Raw genomic sequence first — 15263 nt, 5'->3', positions numbered from 1 at the left:
GGACTGTTCCAGTCCGGCGCGGTAGGCTGCCCGGATGCGAAAGATTTTTGAATCAGATGCAAAGGTTCCGCTCGGCGCGGATCGCGCAAGGGCGCTGGAGGTCTTCGCGGCGGTGGTGTCGGAAGGCAGCTTTTCCGCGGCGGGACGGCTGCTCGACCTGACCCCTTCGGCCGTCAGTCGGACGGTCGACCGCATCGAGGCGCGGCTGGGCGTGCGACTGCTGCTGCGCACCACGCGCGCGCTGTCGCTGACGGCGGAAGGGCAGGCCTACCTCGGCGCGGCGCGGCGGATTCTGTCCGATCTCGACGATGCCGAACAGTCGATCGCCGATCGCGGCGCGCCGCGCGGGCGGCTGCGGATCAGCGTGTCCCATGCCCATGCCCGCCTGACCGTGGTGCCGCTGCTGGGCGAATTCGCGCGGCTCTATCCGCATATCCTGGTCGATGTCGGCGTCAGCGACCGGCTGGTCGACGTGGCGGCGGGAGAGGCCGACGTGGCGATCCGCTTCGGGCCGCTGGCCGACAGCTCGCTCACGGCCCGCAAATTGGGCGAGAACCGCCGCATCATCGTCGCCGCGCCCGGCTATCTGGCGCTGCGCGGCATGCCGCAGGTTCCGGAAGACTTGCTGGAGCACAATTGCCTGAACTTCAACTTCCGCCGCGCCGAGCCGGTCTGGCCGTTCCGGAAGGACGGGCGCGACTATGCATTGAGCGTGCGCGGCTCGATCGAGGCGAACAACGGTGAGACGCTGGGCCAGCTCGCGGCGGATGGCGTCGGCATCACCCGCGTCGGCCGTTTCAGCGTGGTGGAGGAGATCGCCTCGGGCCGACTGGTGCCGGTGCTGGAAGACTATAACCCCGGCGACGTGGAACTCGTCCACGCGGTCTTCGTTGGAGGGACGAACATGCCGGCGCGGGTTCGGGTCTTCGTGGATTTCCTGAGCGAGCAGATGAATCGCAGCCCGCATTTTTGACCTGTCGGCCCGATCGGGATCGGCTATATCGCCCAGCTTGAAGAGACCCCTGCATGAAGGAACCTAGACGATGACCCGGCCTCTCCTGCCCCGCGCCGCCTGTTTGGCATCGGTGCTGACGCTGGCCGCCGTTCTGCCTGCGGGCATGGCTTTTGCGCAAGTCTCGCCCGCTCAGTTTTCAATGCAGTCGCCGGTCGGCGCACCCAGCGCGCCGCCGTCGGAGGGCAAGGCTTCAGGCATGCCCAGCCCGATGGCCTGTCCGTCCGATCCCGTGGACCTGCCGCCCGAACTCGCGGCATGGACATCGCGCAAGCCCCTGCTGGCGGCCCGCGATACGCGCTCGCTGTCGGGCGCGAGGATCGATCCCGGCAAGGCGATCGAAGGCGGTCTGCGGCCGACCTCCGAAATGCGCTATGCCCAGCGTCCCGAGAAGCCCGGCGGATCGGTCAGCTTCGGTGGGCTTTACACATTCTCCGTAGCTGATGCGGGCAGCTACCGCGTCGCGCTCGGCGCGGCGGCCTGGGTCGACGTGGTGAAGGCCGGGGCCAAGGCAGGGAACGGCACGGTCATGACTTCGACCGCGCACGGCCACGGGCCGGACTGCTCGGGCATCCGCAAGATGGTGGACTTCACGCTCCAGCCCGGCACCTACCTGCTCCAGATTTCGGGCAATGCCATGGACCGGCTTCCCCTGCTGGTGACGCGCCTGCCCTGATCCCGTTCAGTTGCCCTGCGCGGGCAAGGGGTCATCGCGCACGGCGGTTTCCAGCGCCCGATATTCGTCGGACCGGCCCAGCGCGCCCATGAGTCCCTGAAGGTCGCGAAACTGCGCGAGCACCAGGCGGCCGGTTTCCGTTACCCGGGCGCCGCGCTCGCGGCCGCCACCGGCCACGGTCTCCACCAGCGGCGCCTTCCAGCAGCGGTTCATCGCATCGACCAGCAGCCAGGCGCGGCGGTAGCTCATGCCCATCGCCCGCCCGGCGGCGGAGATCGACCCTTCGCGGTCGATGGCATCCAGCAGGTCAGCCTTGCCCGGCCCCATCGCGATTTCGTCTCCACAATAGATGCGGGCGTGCAACTTCAGTTTCGGTTTGGCGGTCATGCTCGATCGGCGACGTGGAACTGATGCGACCCTACATCGTCTTGCCGTCTCAGGCGAGTGCCGCGGTTTGGCCTTGACCAATTGGATCCAATAACTCACATTGGATCCAATAAGCACGCCCCCGAGGCCGGAGAGGACCATGACCCAAGATACCGCTTTTGATTCCCCCCGTGAGTCGGCGAGCCCCGCTGCTCCCTGGCCGCGCAACGCCTGGTACGTTGCCTGCACGCCTGATGAGATCGATGGAAAGCCGCTCGGCCGGAAAATCTGCGGCGAGCAGATGGTCCTGTTTCGTGGGCAGGACGGTCGCCCGGCCGCCATGGACGACTTCTGCCCCCATCGCGGCGCGCCGCTGTCGCTGGGCTTCATGCGGGAGGGCAACCTCGTCTGCGGCTATCACGGTCTGGCGATGGGATGCTCGGGCCGCGCCGTGGACATGCCGGGGCAGCGTGTGAAAGGCTTCCCGCCGGTGCGGACTTACGCGGCGGTGGAGCGCTACGGCTTCATCTGGGTATGGCCGGGCGACCAGGAGGCGGCCGATCCGGCGGTGATGCACCACTTGCCATGGGCCGAAAGCGCGGAATGGGCCTATGGCGGGGGACTCTATCATATCGCCTGCGATTATCGCCTGATGGTCGACAACCTCATGGACCTCACGCACGAGACCTATGTCCATGCGAGCAGCATCGGCCAGAAGGAAATCGACGAGGCCCCGGTGAAGACCCGCGCCGATGCGGATGAAGTCGTGACCAGCCGGTTCATGGAGGGCGTCCAGGCGCCGCCGTTCTGGCGCATGGCCCTGCGCGGCGCGGGGCTGCCGGAGGATGCGGAGGTGGACCGCTGGCAGATCTGCCGTTTCTCGCTGCCCAGCCACGTCATGATCGAAGTGGGCGTCGCGCTCGCCGGGCAGGGCGGCTACGATGCGGACGATGCGGCGAAGGCTTCCAGCATCGTCGTCGACTTCATCACGCCCGAGACCGAGACCTCGCACCATTACTTCTGGGGCATGGCGCGCAAGTTCGCGGTGGGCGATGCCGCGCTGACCGACACGATCCGCGAAGGGCAGGGAAAGATCTTCTCCGAGGATCTGGAAATGCTGGAGCGCCAGCAGGCCAATCTGCTGCGCCATCCCGACCGCAAGCTGCTGAAGCTCAATATCGATGCCGGCGGTGCAAGGTCGCGGATGATGATCGATCGTGCCATCGCGGCTGAAACGGTGCCTGTGACGGCGCCTGCATAGGCTTCTTTCTCGGGCGGAAAAACGCGGCTAGGCTTTCGGCGATGAGTAAAGGAATGAAGCCGGGCCAGCATGTGATCGTCTCGCTGCGGCGCATGATCGCCTCGGGCGAACTGCAAGACGGCGAGCGCATTGCCGAAATTCCCACCGCCGAGGCCCTCGGCGTCTCCCGCATGCCGGTGCGGACGGCGCTGCGGGCGCTCGAACAGGAGGGCCTGGTGGTGAAGCTGGGCAACCGTGGCTATGCGGTGCGCGGCCCCTCCGCCGTGGAGATCGAGTCCGCCGTCGAAGTGCGCGGCGTACTGGAAGGACTGGCGGCGCGGCGACTGGCGGTGCGGGGGCTTTCCCCGCGCGAGGAACGGGCCTTCGAGCAATGCCTGACGGCTGGCGATGCGCTTTTCGCCAAAGGCTATCTGTCGGACCGGGATCTCGAAGGTTTCCACGCCTACAACCTGGCCTTTCACGAACAACTGGTGCGGGCCAGCGGCAACGGCGCGATCGAGATCGCGCTGGCCCGCAACAACCTTCTGCCGTTCGCCTCAGCGGCGGCCCTCGCGCTGGACTGGGAAGACGGCCGCGAGGCCGAGTTCGAGCACTTGCGCAAGGCCCATGCCCAACACCGGGCGGTCCTTGCGGCGATCCTTGCGGGAGATGCCGATCTGGCCGAGAGCATCATGCGCTCCCACGCCCAGGCCGCGACCGGCAGCGCGCGGGTGTTCGAGGGGCTGGGCCTGGGAAACCCGAATATTGCACCTGCGAAAGAATCCCGCTGAGGGGGCGCTCCGGGAAGGGTCCGCATTGCGCTGGAAGACCTTGCAAATAGCGGGTTGTTGCGCCTGTTTTCCGGCTCTCGACAGCGCCTTCGCAACTGCATAAACGGCGGGCGAATCACCCCTCCTGACGAGGATCTTTCGCCATGATTGCCATTCGCCACGGCCGCATCGAGGACATCTACGCGCTTGCGGTGGGCAGCCTGCTGATCGGGCTGGGCCTGACGATCCTCCATTCGGCGGGGCTGGTGACGGGCGGCATGGCCGGTCTGGCGCTTTTGGTCGGCCACTTCGCGCCGCTGCCGCCGGGCCTGCTCTTCGCCGCGCTCAACGTGCCGTTCCTGTTTCTGGCGATGCGGGCGATGGGCTCGCTGTTCACCTTGCGCACGATCGCGGCCAGCGGCGGCATCGCGCTTGCCTCGGTGCTTTCCGAAAATGCGCTGACGATCGAGGTCAAGGATCCCTTCGCCGCCGCCGTCGGCGCGGGCACGCTGCTCGGCATGGGGACGCTGGCGGTTGTGCGTCACGGGGCGGGCGTGGGCGGTGTCGGGATCGTCACCGTCTGGCTCCAGCAGAAGCGCGGCTGGAACATCGGGCGCTCGCAGATCCTGATCGATTTCGCGATCCTCGCGGCGTCCTCGGTCTTCCTGCCGCTCGACAAGCTGGCGTGGTCGGCGACGAGCGCGATCGGCATGGGCGTGGTGACGGCGCTCTGGCTGCGTCCCGGTCGCTATGCCGGTTTCTCGCCGCTGCGCAAGGCGCGCCCGGTAGAGGCGATTGCCGCCGGGAATTGCGCCGTTCGCCTAAAGAATTCATAAGCATCGCGGCGCCTTCGCGCGCGTGACTTACGTGAGAACAGGCGCCCTTCATGAGCGAGACTTCCGGGCACCACGCCCCCAATGAAAGCCTGACGGCGCTGTCGATCGGCGCCATCGGCGTCGTATTCGGCGATATCGGCACTTCGCCGCTCTATGCGCTGAAGGAAAGCTTCATCGGCCATCACCCGCTGGTGGTGGACCGGTTGCACATGTTCGGCGTGATCTCGCTGATGTTCTGGACGATGATGCTGATCGTCACGATCAAGTACGTCTTCATCATCCTGCGCGCCGACAATAACGGCGAGGGCGGCAGCCTGGCGCTGCTGGCGCTGATCGGCCGCACGATCGGCAAGAACCGCTGGACGCCGCTGATCGCGATGCTGGGCGTGACGGCGACCGCGCTGTTCTACGGCGATGCCATCATCACCCCGGCGGTTTCGGTGCTATCGGCGGTGGAGGGGCTGACGGTGGTGAACCCCGGCTTCGCCCGCTTCGTGCTGCCGATCGCGGTGGTGATCCTGATCGCGCTGTTCTCGGTGCAGTCGCACGGCACGGCGATCATGGGGAAGTTCTTCGGTCCGATCATGATCGTCTATTTTCTGGTCCTGGCCGTGCTCGGCGTATCGTCGATCCTGCGCGCGCCCGAGGTGATCTCGGCGCTCAGCCCGCATCACGCGGTCGAGTTCTTCATGGCGAACCCCAAGCTGGCCTTCCTGGCGCTGGGTTCCGTGGTTCTGGCCGTGACCGGGGCCGAGGCGCTCTATGCCGACATGGGCCACTTCGGCCGCAAGGCGATCTCGATCTCGTGGCTCTATGTCGCCTTCCCCTGCCTCCTGCTCAACTACCTCGGGCAAGCCTCGCTGGTGCTGCGCAATCCCGAGGCGATCAGCAATCCGTTCTTCTTCATGGCGCCGGACTGGGCGCGCCTGCCGCTGGTGGCGCTGGCGACGATGGCCACGGTCATCGCCAGCCAGGCGGTGATCTCGGGCGCCTTCTCGGTCTCGCAGCAGGCAGTGCAGCTCGGTTTCCTGCCGCGTATCAAGATCCTGCACACGAGCGCCAAGGCGGCGGGGCAGATCTACGTGCCGCTGGTCAACTGGGGCCTGCTGGTCATGGTGATCCTGCTGGTCTTCGGCTTCCGCAGTTCGGGCAACCTGGCCGCGGCCTACGGCATCGCGGTGACCGGCACGATGGTCATCACCGCCTGCCTGCTCGGCGTGCTGACCTTCACCGTGTGGAAATGGCATCCGGCGCTCGCGGGCGCGGTGACGCTGGGCCTGCTGGTCATCGACGGCCTGTACTTCGCCTCGAACGTCACCAAGATCCCCGACGGCGGCTGGTTCCCGCTGCTGGTGGCGGCAGTGGTCTTCACCCTGCTCACCACCTGGGCCACCGGCAGGCAGCTGGTGCGCACACGCCTGAAGGAGGACTCGATCCCCTTCGGCGTCTTCCTCAAGTCCGTGGGTGAGCGCGTGCGGCGGGTACCGGGGACGGCGGTGTTCCTGGCCTCGACCAACGAGGGCGTGCCGCCGGGGCTGCTGCACAACCTCAAGCACAACCACATCCTGCACGACCGCGTGGTGATCCTGACGGTGTCCAACCGCGGCGTGCCCCATGTCGCCGCCGATGACCGCTGCGAGGTCGAGGACATGGGGCAGGGCTTCTATCGCATGGTCCTGCACTACGGCTTCATGGACGAAGCCGACATCCCCGCCGCGCTCGCCGCGGAGGACCGCGCGGGCGGGCCGTTCAAGGCGATGGAGACCAGCTACTTCCTCTCGCGTCAGACGCTGATCCCGTCCGCACGGCCGGGCATGGCGCTCTGGCGGGAGAAGCTCTTCGCCGTGCTGGTCCGCAACGCCCAGAGCGCGATGGAGTTCTTCAAGCTGCCCACCAACCGTGTGATCGAACTGGGCAGCCAGCTGGAAATCTGAAGCCCGCCGGGATCCGCCTGGACCCGGGCGCCCCGGGTCTGCCGGAGCGCCTCGTGGAGATCAGAAGCGGGCGGTCACGCCCATCCAGACGCGGGCCGGGTCGATCATGTAGCCGGCCTCGTCGTAGTTCAGGCGCTTGTCTAACAGGTTCTGCACGCCGGCATGGAAGGTGAAGCCGGGCGAGACCTTGTACGAGCCGCCGAGGTCGACGGTCGTATAGGATTCGACGACGAGGTTGTTGCCGCTGATCTGGGCCTCGGTCACCGCTTCCTCGCCGCGATAGACGGCGCGGGCGTAAAGGCTGAGGCGGTCGTCGGGACGCCAGTTCAGCGAGGCGCTGGCCTGTTGCTTGGGCGTGTCGTTGAGCGCCATGCCTGCACTGGTGCCGGTGAGCTGCTTGGAATCGGTCAGCGTTCCGGTGGCGTTGACGCGCAGCGTCTGGGTGAGGTCGAGGGAGACGGTTGCCTCGATGCCGCGCACCTTTGCCTTGTCGACGTTCACGTAAGTCGTCGGCGGGCGGCCGATCGAGCTGAGCGGCTCGTTGATGCACCAGGCCCCGGCCTGTGCGCAGGTAAGCCGCGTGATCTTGTCGTTGAAACGGGTGTCGTAGGCGGTCAGGCTGGCCTCGAAGCCCTTGCCTTCGTACATCGCCACGGCCTCGATCGTGCGCGAGGTTTCCGCTTCGAGGTCGGGGTTGCCGTAGATCGTGCCGCCCCGGCTGCTCTGGCCCCAGTCGGGCAGGGTCTGGCGCAGGTTCGGCGCGCGGAAGCCCTGCGAATAGCCGCCCTTGAGAGTGAAGCGCTCGGTGGTGTTCCACACGAGATAGACGCGCGGGGTCCAGTGGTTGCCGTACTGTTCGTCGTTGTCCATGCGGATGCCGCCGGTCAGGCGCAGGTTGTCGAGGATCGACAGTTCGTTCTCGGCGAACAGCGCCCAGTTGGTGCGGCTGGCCCCCGTGCGCGTGGCACCGGCAAGCAGGTTGCCGACGGTGTCCGTAAGGTCTTCGTTACGGAAGAAGCCACCGAGGCTCAGCATGTTGGAAGGCAGCTGCACCGACCAGATCGACTGCGCGACGGTGTTCTTGATCCGCTTGGTGGTTTCCAGGTTCTTGGCGTCTTCGTACTGGACGTAGCTTTCCGAATTGGCGAAGCCCCAGCGGCCCGAGTGGCTGAGTGCGGCGACGTAGCGCTCCTGGGTCTGGGTATCGAGCGTGCCCTCGGGGACGGTGGCGGTCACTTCCACGGTCTTGCCTGCCGTAGCGGTCACTTCCTGGCGATAGTAACCGCCCTCGACGAGGAAGTCGTGGTCGGGACCGGCGGAGAAGCCGATCTTGCCGCCGAGGCTCTCGTCCTTGCGCTCCGGCGTGCCGCCGACGACGCGGTCCTCGGTACGGCGGTTGAGCGAGCCTTGCAGCTGAAGTCCCACGCCCTTGGCCAGCGGGCCGGAGAGGTAGAAGTTGCCGTCGTAGAAGTTACCGTAATCGCTGCCGAGCTGCATCGTGCCGTTGACGCGCACGCTGCCGCGCCATTCGCTGGCGATGCGGCGGGTGATGACGTTGACGACGCCGCCCATGGCATCCGACCCGTAGAGCGAGGACATCGGCCCGCGCACCACTTCGATGCGTTCGATCGATTCCAGCGGGGGCAGCATGCCGCCCTCGGAGTTGTTGCCGCCGTTGGTGCGGGTCTCGCGGCTGTTCAGGCGCTTGCCGTCGACCAGGATCAGCGTGTACTGCGGCGACATGCCGCGGATCGAGATGTCGCGGCTGTTGCCCTCGCCGGGGGTGACGGTGACGCCGGGGATTTCCATCAGCGCGTCGGTCACTTCGCGGTAGGGCAGGCGTTCCAGTTCCTCGCGGGTGATGACGCTGATCGAGGCGGGCGCATCCTTCACTTCCTGCTCGCGGCTGGTAGCGGTGACGACGATGGTGGAAGCGCCGGCGGTGCTTTCGGCCTCGTCGGCAAGGGCTGGCTGGGCGACCAGCGTGGCAGCGGCGAGGCTCAGGGTGGCCGCGCTTGCGCGCAGCCGGAACTTGTGGATCACGATTACCCCCCTTTGGGACACTACTACAGAGCTAATGCGAATGCTTTGCAGTAGCGCCCTTGGCGTGGAGGTCTTCGCAGGCCAACAATCAAGATCGGATATCGACTATTCAGGAATCGCGCGGCGCCTGTTGCTTGCAGATCTGCGCCAGACGTTCGCGCAGCCAGTGCGAGGCGGGATCGCGATGGCTGCGCTCATGCCAGAGCAGCCAGTATTGCAGAAGCCCCAACTCCGCAGGTGCCGGGCGCGTGGCCAGTCCATGGCGCGCATCGAAATGCGCGGCGGCCCGAGAGGGCAGGACCATGACCAGATCGCCTGCGGCCAGCATGGCGGGGGCCAGGCCGAAATAGGGCAGGCTGGCGACGACCTTGCGCGTGGCGGCGGCGCTGCCGAGCGTCATCGCCACCCGGTCCAGTTCCGCCTCGCTCACCGTGAGGCCGAGGTGCGGATGGGCGAGGAATTCGTCGACTGAAACCGATTCCTCGTTTCGGGCAAGCGGATGGTCGGCGCGGGTGACGCAGAGAAACTCGTCTTCGAACAGCAGGGCGCGGTGAAGCTGCGAGGGGTCGTGATCGAGACCGGAGATGGCAAGGTCGATATCGCCTTCGGCCAGTGCGCGGTGGGTGGCGTGGCTCAGCGGCACGATGTCGATGGCGATCGCAGGGGCCTCCTCGCGCAAAGTCGCCATGGCCGGAAGCAGCACGGACATAACCCCGAAATCGGTGGAGGCCACGCGGAAGCGGCGCTCGACGCGGGCGGGATCGAAACTGTCCTCCACCAGCAGGGCGGATGTCGTCGCCATCCAGTCGGCCAGTCGGCCCACCAGCTCCTCGCCCCGGCGGGTGCGGGCCATGCCGCTGCCCGACCGCACCAGCAACGGGTCCTTGAGCGCGGTGCGCAGCTGCGAAAGCGAACGGCTGACGCTTGGCTGGCTGACGCCAAGCGCAAGCGCGGTGCCGCTGACGCTCTTGGTCTTGAGCAGCAGCGTCAGGGTGAGAAGCAGATTGGGCGAGATCGGCAGGACCATGCTGCGCGAGTATTGCAACTTCTTCTCAGTCGCAATGATCGGGAATCGGGGCGGAAGCGCTTTATTGCGCCCGGCTTACCGAGGTGAAAGGTGCGAGAAACGGTGAAGAAACAAAGGCGTTTTGCACCGTCATGCGGAAGATCACTGCGGCGATTTCCGGAAATTGAGGAAAATGGCCGAAATTGCTCAGGAGCGGCGCCGATTTTCTCTCGACCGATGTGCCTGTCTAAGCTATGCGAATGACTCGCATTAGCTGGGTCGACAGGGCGGCCCTGTGGGTTCGATGGGGTTAGATCGCTTGACCATGTACGCCACCATTCCTCACCCGGACGCGCTCGCGCCGGATCGCCCGGCAAGTGCCCCGGTTCCGCCGCCGCGTCCTCAGGCCGAGATCGTCGCCCTTCCTGCGCCCTGGGCCGTCTCGCGCTATGGCGAAAGCCGCAGGCCCAATCTGGCGGCGATGCTGGGCGCCACGGCCATCGTCGTTGGCATGATCGCCTCCATGCTGGCGCTCAACATCGTCAAGGCGCATCGTGAGACGCACAAGCGGCTGGTCGTCGCCGATCTCCAGCAACTCAAGCCGCCGCCGCCGCCCCAGCCGCCCAAGCCTCAGCCGCAGCCGGAAAAAGTGACGGTGCAGCCGGTCTCCCCGGTCGTGGCGCCGCCGCCGCCGATCGTGCTGACTTCCGCGCCGGTCACGATCAGTACCTCGCCAGAACCGCCGGTGGTGCAGGTTGCGGTGCCCGGCCCGCCCGCGCCGCAGACCCAGAGCGTAGCCGTGGCTCCGGCCCCGCGCATCGAGAATGCCGGGGACCTGTCCTCGAAGATGATCTCGGCCGAACCGCCCCGTTATCCCGTGGAATCGCGCCGCAAGCACGAGCAGGGCACGGTGGTGCTGATGGTGATCCTGGGCACCGACGGCGCCGTGGCGAATATCTCGGTCTCGAAGAGCAGCGGCTTCGACCGGCTCGACAAGGCCGCGCTTGCCTCGGTGCGGCGCTGGAAGTGGTCGCCCACCAAGCGCGACGGCGCCGCCGTCATGGTGCGCGGGCTGGTCGAGATTCCCTTCGTCCTCCAGACCTGACCGCCTCTATCCGGCGGGGACCGCGCGCTCCTCGCCGCGAAGCTGGGCGACGACGGCAGCGGCCTCCATGCCGATCCCGCGCGTCAGCGCGGCAGGCAGCTCTACGCGGAATCCGCGCGCCAGCAGGCCTTCGATCGCCCATTTCACGCAGAAGTCCGCCGCGACGCCGACCACGGTAACATCGCGGAGGCCCTCAGCGGCGAGGCTGGCGAAAAAGACCTCGCGGTCGATTGCGGCGCCTTCCTTGTCCAGCGGTTTCAGCGAGAGACCGGACTCGGCCCACATGTCGAACACGCCCTTGTCCAGAGTGTAGACCGGGATAGACGGTGCAATCGCACCCGCATCCAGCACGCTTTCCCAGCCCGGCGTGCCGTGGACGCAGTGGATCGGGAACTGCGCGCTTTCGGGCGACGCGGCGTAGACATCGGGAACGTGGGTGTCGAACGTCAGCAGCACGCCCGCCGTGGTTGTCGGGTCGAGCGCGGCGAGCCAGTCCTGCATCGGCGCGACGATCGCTTCGGCATCCGGAACGGGCAGCGCGCCGGCGGCGTGGACGAAGTCGCCCTGCATGTCGACGACGATGACGAAGCGCTTCCTGCCGGAAACCGGAAGCGGAGTTGCCGAAAGTTCGATCGCGGTAAGGTTTGTCATTGGCGCATATCGTCCTAAGACTGGGTCATGGTCTATACGGATATTGCAACCCGCACCTACAATCACAACTGGCGGCTCGACCCGATCGTGCGCAGCCTGCTCGATACGGACTTCTACAAGCTGCTGATGCTGCAGATGGTCAGGCAGCTCTACCCGGATGTGCAGGCGACTTTCGAGCTGATCAACCGCACGAAGTCGGTGCGGCTGGCCGAAGTGATCGACGAGGCGGAACTGCGCGCCCAGCTCGATCATGCGCGCACGCTGCGGTTCGGCAAGAAGGAGCTGATCTGGCTGGCAGGCAACAGCTTCTACGGCAAGGCGCAGATGTTCAGCCCGGACTTCATCGCCTGGCTCGCCGATTTCCGCTTGCCCGAATACGAGCTGCACAAAGTTGACGGCCAGTACGAGCTGCGTTTCGAAGGCCCGTGGACGCATACGATGATGTGGGAGATTCCCGCGCTGGCCATCGTCAACGAACTGCGTTCGCGGTCGGCGATGAAGGATCGCGGCCGTTTTGCGCTCGACGTGCTCTATGCCCGCGCCAAGGCCAAGCTCTGGGAGAAAGTGGAGCGGCTCGCGCAGCTTCCCGATCTCGTGCTCTCGGACTTCGGCACCCGGCGGCGGCATGGCTTCCTGTGGCAGCGCTGGTGCGTGGAGGCACTGAAGGAGGGCTTGGGCAGCCGCTTCATCGGCTCGTCCAACGTCCTGCTGGCGATGGATGCCGATCTGGAGGCCATCGGCACGAATGCACACGAATTGCCGATGGTGCTGGCGGCGCTGGCGGAAAGCGACGAGGAACTGCGCCAGGCGCCCTACCGGGTGCTCAAGGACTGGAGCGACCACTACGGCGGCAACTTGCGGGTGGCGCTGCCCGATGCTTTCGGCACGGCCTCGTTTCTCGAACGCGCGCCCGACTGGGTGGCGGACTGGACCGGTTTCCGCCCCGACAGCGCCCCGCCGATCGAGGGCGGGGAGCAGATCATTCGCTGGTGGCAGGAAAAGGGCCGCGATCCCAAGGGCAAGCTGCTGATCTTCTCCGATGGCATGGACATCGACAGTATCGAGGCGACTTATCGCCATTTCCACGGCCGCGTGCGCATGAGCTTCGGCTGGGGCACCAACCTCACCAACGACTTCCGCGGCTGCGCGCCGTTCGAGACGGCGGACCTCGACCCGATCTCGCTGGTCTGCAAGGTCGTCTCGGCGAACGGGCGCCCGGCGGTGAAACTCTCGGACAACCCGGCCAAGGCGACCGGCAAGCCGGACGAGATCCAGCGCTATCTGCGCGTGTTCGGCGAGGCGGGCCGGGTGGCAAGCGCGGTTTCCGTCTAGAGCTGAGGGGGCAGTTCAGCCGATGCTCTGAAGAGCTTCGGCGTGCGGAAGCCGTGCGCGACGGGGTTGCGATCTGGTTGCTGGCCTTGATCTATCTGGGGAAGTCGAACCTCAGCTAACGTTTGCGGGCGGAGTTCGCGTGTTCGCTGCGAACGTCGTCGCGAGGCTTGCCCTTGCTGGTACGCTGCGCCGAGGCGGGAGCGGCCGACAGTACCGGACCGCAGGCGGCTGACTTCGCATCGCCCACATCGACGAAGGCCAGAAGTCCGGCGACCGGCGTTGCCGCCACGGCAAGGCCCAGTCCCACTCCGGCGCGGCCCAGCAGCTGGGGACTCACGACCCGGAGCGAGGGCTGGGCAAAGCGGCCGCCGACCCCGACCGGGGACTGGCCCGAGAACAGGCTGAATTTCTTTCCGTCCGCGCGAAATGCCAGATCGATCGCCTCTGTCCCGAAGTTGAAGCCCCCGCGGCCGGTGATCACGTTCTTCGAAGTGTCGATGAGGATCGGGTCGGCCCCTGCCGCGCCGCTGCGCACGGTGAACGCGATGAGGCCGCAATTGATCTCGACCGGCTTCTTCAACTTGCCCTCGAACATCTTCGAGGCAAAAGTCCCAAGATCCAGTTCGGCCAGTTGCACGTTGCGCGTCCAGAAGGTGCCTCTGGGCATCACGAAAGCGATGCGCCCGGATGCGGAAGCGAGCGAGTCGTGGATCGTGTCGCCCCTGCCTTCCAGCTTGATACGGCCACTGATGGTCCCCGTGGTGCCGGATTCCGCCACGCCGTAGCCTGCCAGGAGCCGGCCCATCGGCGTCGGCGAGAGGCGGATATCGTAGCTCGTCGCGGCGGGTCTCTGCCTGGTGTCGAACACCAGGTTGGACGATACGTCGCCGCGCGCCATGGAGAACGTCAGCGGCGAGAGGGCAAGCCGCCCATGGTCGAGCGAGAGCTTGAGCGCGATGTTCTGCACCGGGACGTTGCGGGAGCGGATGACGCCGATCTTCCAGTCCAGCCCGGCGTCGAAGCGCTGCATCGTCTCGACCGGCAGCGCGGCATCGGGCAGGACCCTGCTCGATCCGGCACCCGTGGCAGCGGCAGCAGCGACGGCGCCTTTCGTCGCCACGATGTCGGGATTGTAGCCGATGAACGGCGCTGCATCGACGATGTCGAGCCGCCGCGTCGCGAGTACGGCATCGAGACGCAAACGCTTGGCATTCGTGACCGTCAGCTTGCCGGCGATGTCGGATTGGCCGAAAGTGCCGTGAAGACCGGTGAAGCGGTAGGTTTCGCCGTCCTTCACGAGCTGCGCGGCGAGGCCGTAGCGGCGGGTTTGCGGAATGGCGACGTCGATGATGGCGAGCAGGTCCGACAAGTCGCTTCCGCGCGCCCGGACCTTCAGGGGGACTTCCTCGAAATCGGCGATCGAGGGCAGCGTGCCGGAAACGTCGATCCGGTTCCCGGCTGCCCAGGCGGTGAGGACCAGCGCATTGCGTCCGCGATTGACGGTGGCGTCCGGGGACAGCAGGTGCGCGGTCACGCGAAACGGGGTCTTGCGCAGGATGCCTTCGCCCTGAACGCCCACGGCCTTGTCGATCCGGGCATCGGAAGAGGCGATCGGATCGACCCGGAGATCGGCCAGCAGGGGCATCCGGGGGTCGGCATAACGGATGCGGGTGTCCGCCACGACGGCGCGGTCTATGCGGGGGAACTCGAATGGCTTGCCGCCTTCGCCGGTGCCGAAAGTCCAGGTATTGCGGGCGTGCGCCTCGTCCCATTCGAGATCGACGGTGCCGCCCCGAATATCCAGCGAATGAACGTGCCGCCGGCCGAACAGCAGCGAGAGCGGGGCGATCCGGGCGTCGATGCGCTTCGCCGAGATGAAGCGGGGGCGAGCGGCCCAGGCAGGATTGGAGATGCTGAGCCCTTCGGCCAGGAACTTGATCCGCAGCGGCGCGAAGTAGAGCTGGAAATCGCCGCCGACCTGCACCTGCCGTCCGACCAGCGACCCTGCCACGCGCTCGAACGGGTGCTTCAGGAAGCGGCCCTTGGTAACGAAGAGGACGAGCCAGGCGGCGAATATCGCGATCATGGCCGCGAGCAGGATGTTGCGCAGGATGCGCAGAGGCCGCCTCGGCCGCCGTCGCGGCGGTTCCGCATCCGTCGCTGCCGTGCGGGCATCCGTCCGCCCATCGATCTGCGTCGTCGCTTCCATATCGCCCTAAACGACGGGAAGCCGTCTGGTTTCGCAGGAAGGCGCAGATCCGCCACGACCGGACGATAAACCCGCTCCGGCCG

13 protein-coding genes are annotated in these 15263 nt (G+C 66.6%); 8 read left to right on the top strand and 5 right to left on the bottom strand.

What is annotated here, in order from left to right:
• Positions 1-34: 34 nt before the first annotated feature.
• Both V7066_RS13140 and V7066_RS13135 read left to right on the top strand, forming a co-directional pair.
• Positions 35-973: a LysR family transcriptional regulator gene (locus tag V7066_RS13140; RefSeq protein WP_334183492.1), complete on the top strand. Its 939-nt coding sequence runs from the start codon at positions 35-37 to the stop codon at positions 971-973.
• A gap of 70 nt (positions 974-1043) precedes the next feature.
• The gene (locus V7066_RS13135) at positions 1044-1688 is read left to right on the top strand and encodes a homogentisate 1,2-dioxygenase (RefSeq protein ID WP_334183491.1); all 645 of its coding nucleotides are present in this window, start codon (positions 1044-1046) and stop codon (positions 1686-1688) included.
• Between the two features lie 6 nt (positions 1689-1694).
• Here the strand turns inward: V7066_RS13135 and V7066_RS13130 are convergent, their stop codons facing one another.
• Entirely contained in the window at positions 1695-2075 is a 381-nt protein-coding gene (locus V7066_RS13130; protein ID WP_334183490.1) for a winged helix-turn-helix domain-containing protein, read from the bottom strand.
• Positions 2076-2214: 139 nt separating this feature from the next.
• On the opposite strand from V7066_RS13130, the gene V7066_RS13125 reads away from it, so the two are divergent.
• The 4 genes from V7066_RS13125 (at position 2215) to V7066_RS13110 (ending at position 6834) form a co-directional block, all read left to right on the top strand.
• On the top strand, positions 2215-3315 hold the full coding sequence (locus V7066_RS13125) for an aromatic ring-hydroxylating dioxygenase subunit alpha (RefSeq protein WP_334183489.1): 1101 nt from the start codon (positions 2215-2217) through the stop codon (positions 3313-3315).
• Between the two features lie 41 nt (positions 3316-3356).
• On the top strand, positions 3357-4085 hold the full coding sequence (locus V7066_RS13120) for a GntR family transcriptional regulator (protein WP_334183488.1): 729 nt from the start codon (positions 3357-3359) through the stop codon (positions 4083-4085).
• Between the two features lie 143 nt (positions 4086-4228).
• A complete protein-coding gene (locus tag V7066_RS13115) occupies positions 4229-4900 on the top strand; it encodes a YitT family protein (protein WP_334183487.1) in 672 nt (223 codons plus the stop codon).
• A 50-nt stretch (positions 4901-4950) separates the two neighbouring features.
• The gene (locus V7066_RS13110; protein ID WP_334183486.1) at positions 4951-6834 is read left to right on the top strand and encodes a potassium transporter Kup; all 1884 of its coding nucleotides are present in this window, start codon (positions 4951-4953) and stop codon (positions 6832-6834) included.
• Positions 6835-6894: 60 nt separating this feature from the next.
• Here V7066_RS13110 and V7066_RS13105 read toward each other — a convergent pair whose 3' ends face one another.
• Positions 6895-8877: a TonB-dependent receptor domain-containing protein gene (locus V7066_RS13105; protein ID WP_334183485.1), complete on the bottom strand. Its 1983-nt coding sequence runs from the start codon at positions 8875-8877 to the stop codon at positions 6895-6897.
• Positions 8878-8986: 109 nt separating this feature from the next.
• Positions 8987-9922, bottom strand: coding sequence for a LysR family transcriptional regulator (locus V7066_RS13100; protein WP_334183484.1), 936 nt, complete (start codon positions 9920-9922; stop codon positions 8987-8989).
• 286 nt (positions 9923-10208) lie between these two features.
• Between V7066_RS13100 and V7066_RS13095 the strand changes: the two genes are divergently transcribed.
• Positions 10209-10988: an energy transducer TonB gene (locus tag V7066_RS13095; protein ID WP_334183527.1), complete on the top strand. Its 780-nt coding sequence runs from the start codon at positions 10209-10211 to the stop codon at positions 10986-10988.
• Positions 10989-10994: 6 nt separating this feature from the next.
• On the opposite strand, the gene V7066_RS13090 is transcribed toward V7066_RS13095, so the two are convergent.
• On the bottom strand, positions 10995-11639 hold the full coding sequence (locus V7066_RS13090) for a cysteine hydrolase family protein (protein WP_334183483.1): 645 nt from the start codon (positions 11637-11639) through the stop codon (positions 10995-10997).
• Positions 11640-11666: 27 nt separating this feature from the next.
• On the opposite strand from V7066_RS13090, the gene pncB reads away from it, so the two are divergent.
• Positions 11667-12971: a nicotinate phosphoribosyltransferase gene (gene pncB / locus V7066_RS13085; RefSeq protein WP_334183482.1), complete on the top strand. Its 1305-nt coding sequence runs from the start codon at positions 11667-11669 to the stop codon at positions 12969-12971.
• A gap of 115 nt (positions 12972-13086) precedes the next feature.
• Here pncB and V7066_RS13080 read toward each other — a convergent pair whose 3' ends face one another.
• On the bottom strand, positions 13087-15180 hold the full coding sequence (locus V7066_RS13080; RefSeq protein ID WP_334183481.1) for an AsmA family protein: 2094 nt from the start codon (positions 15178-15180) through the stop codon (positions 13087-13089).
• Between the last annotated feature and the right edge of the window lie 83 nt (positions 15181-15263).

Origin of the sequence: Novosphingobium sp. (assembly GCF_036820275.1) — a bacterium.
Classification (GTDB): domain Bacteria; phylum Pseudomonadota; class Alphaproteobacteria; order Sphingomonadales; family Sphingomonadaceae; genus Novosphingobium.
The sequence above is the reverse complement of the archived record's forward strand: the minus strand, read 5'-3'. Positions and strand labels throughout refer to the sequence as shown.

What these genes read in the sequence shown, in the direction of transcription:
- V7066_RS13080 (WP_334183481.1), bottom strand. Translation starts at nt 15,180, where the DNA reads ATGGAAGCGACGACGCAGATCGATGGGCGGACGGATGCCCGCACGGCA.
- V7066_RS13095 (WP_334183527.1), top strand. Translation starts at nt 10,209, where the DNA reads ATGTACGCCACCATTCCTCACCCGGACGCGCTCGCGCCGGATCGCCCG.
- V7066_RS13135 (WP_334183491.1), top strand. Translation starts at nt 1,044, where the DNA reads ATGACCCGGCCTCTCCTGCCCCGCGCCGCCTGTTTGGCATCGGTGCTG.
- V7066_RS13130 (WP_334183490.1), bottom strand. Translation starts at nt 2,075, where the DNA reads ATGACCGCCAAACCGAAACTGAAGTTGCACGCCCGCATCTATTGTGGA.
- V7066_RS13115 (WP_334183487.1), top strand. Translation starts at nt 4,229, where the DNA reads ATGATTGCCATTCGCCACGGCCGCATCGAGGACATCTACGCGCTTGCG.
- pncB (WP_334183482.1), top strand. Translation starts at nt 11,667, where the DNA reads ATGGTCTATACGGATATTGCAACCCGCACCTACAATCACAACTGGCGG.
- V7066_RS13125 (WP_334183489.1), top strand. Translation starts at nt 2,215, where the DNA reads ATGACCCAAGATACCGCTTTTGATTCCCCCCGTGAGTCGGCGAGCCCC.
- V7066_RS13090 (WP_334183483.1), bottom strand. Translation starts at nt 11,639, where the DNA reads ATGACAAACCTTACCGCGATCGAACTTTCGGCAACTCCGCTTCCGGTT.
- V7066_RS13140 (WP_334183492.1), top strand. Translation starts at nt 35, where the DNA reads ATGCGAAAGATTTTTGAATCAGATGCAAAGGTTCCGCTCGGCGCGGAT.
- V7066_RS13110 (WP_334183486.1), top strand. Translation starts at nt 4,951, where the DNA reads ATGAGCGAGACTTCCGGGCACCACGCCCCCAATGAAAGCCTGACGGCG.
- V7066_RS13120 (WP_334183488.1), top strand. Translation starts at nt 3,357, where the DNA reads ATGAGTAAAGGAATGAAGCCGGGCCAGCATGTGATCGTCTCGCTGCGG.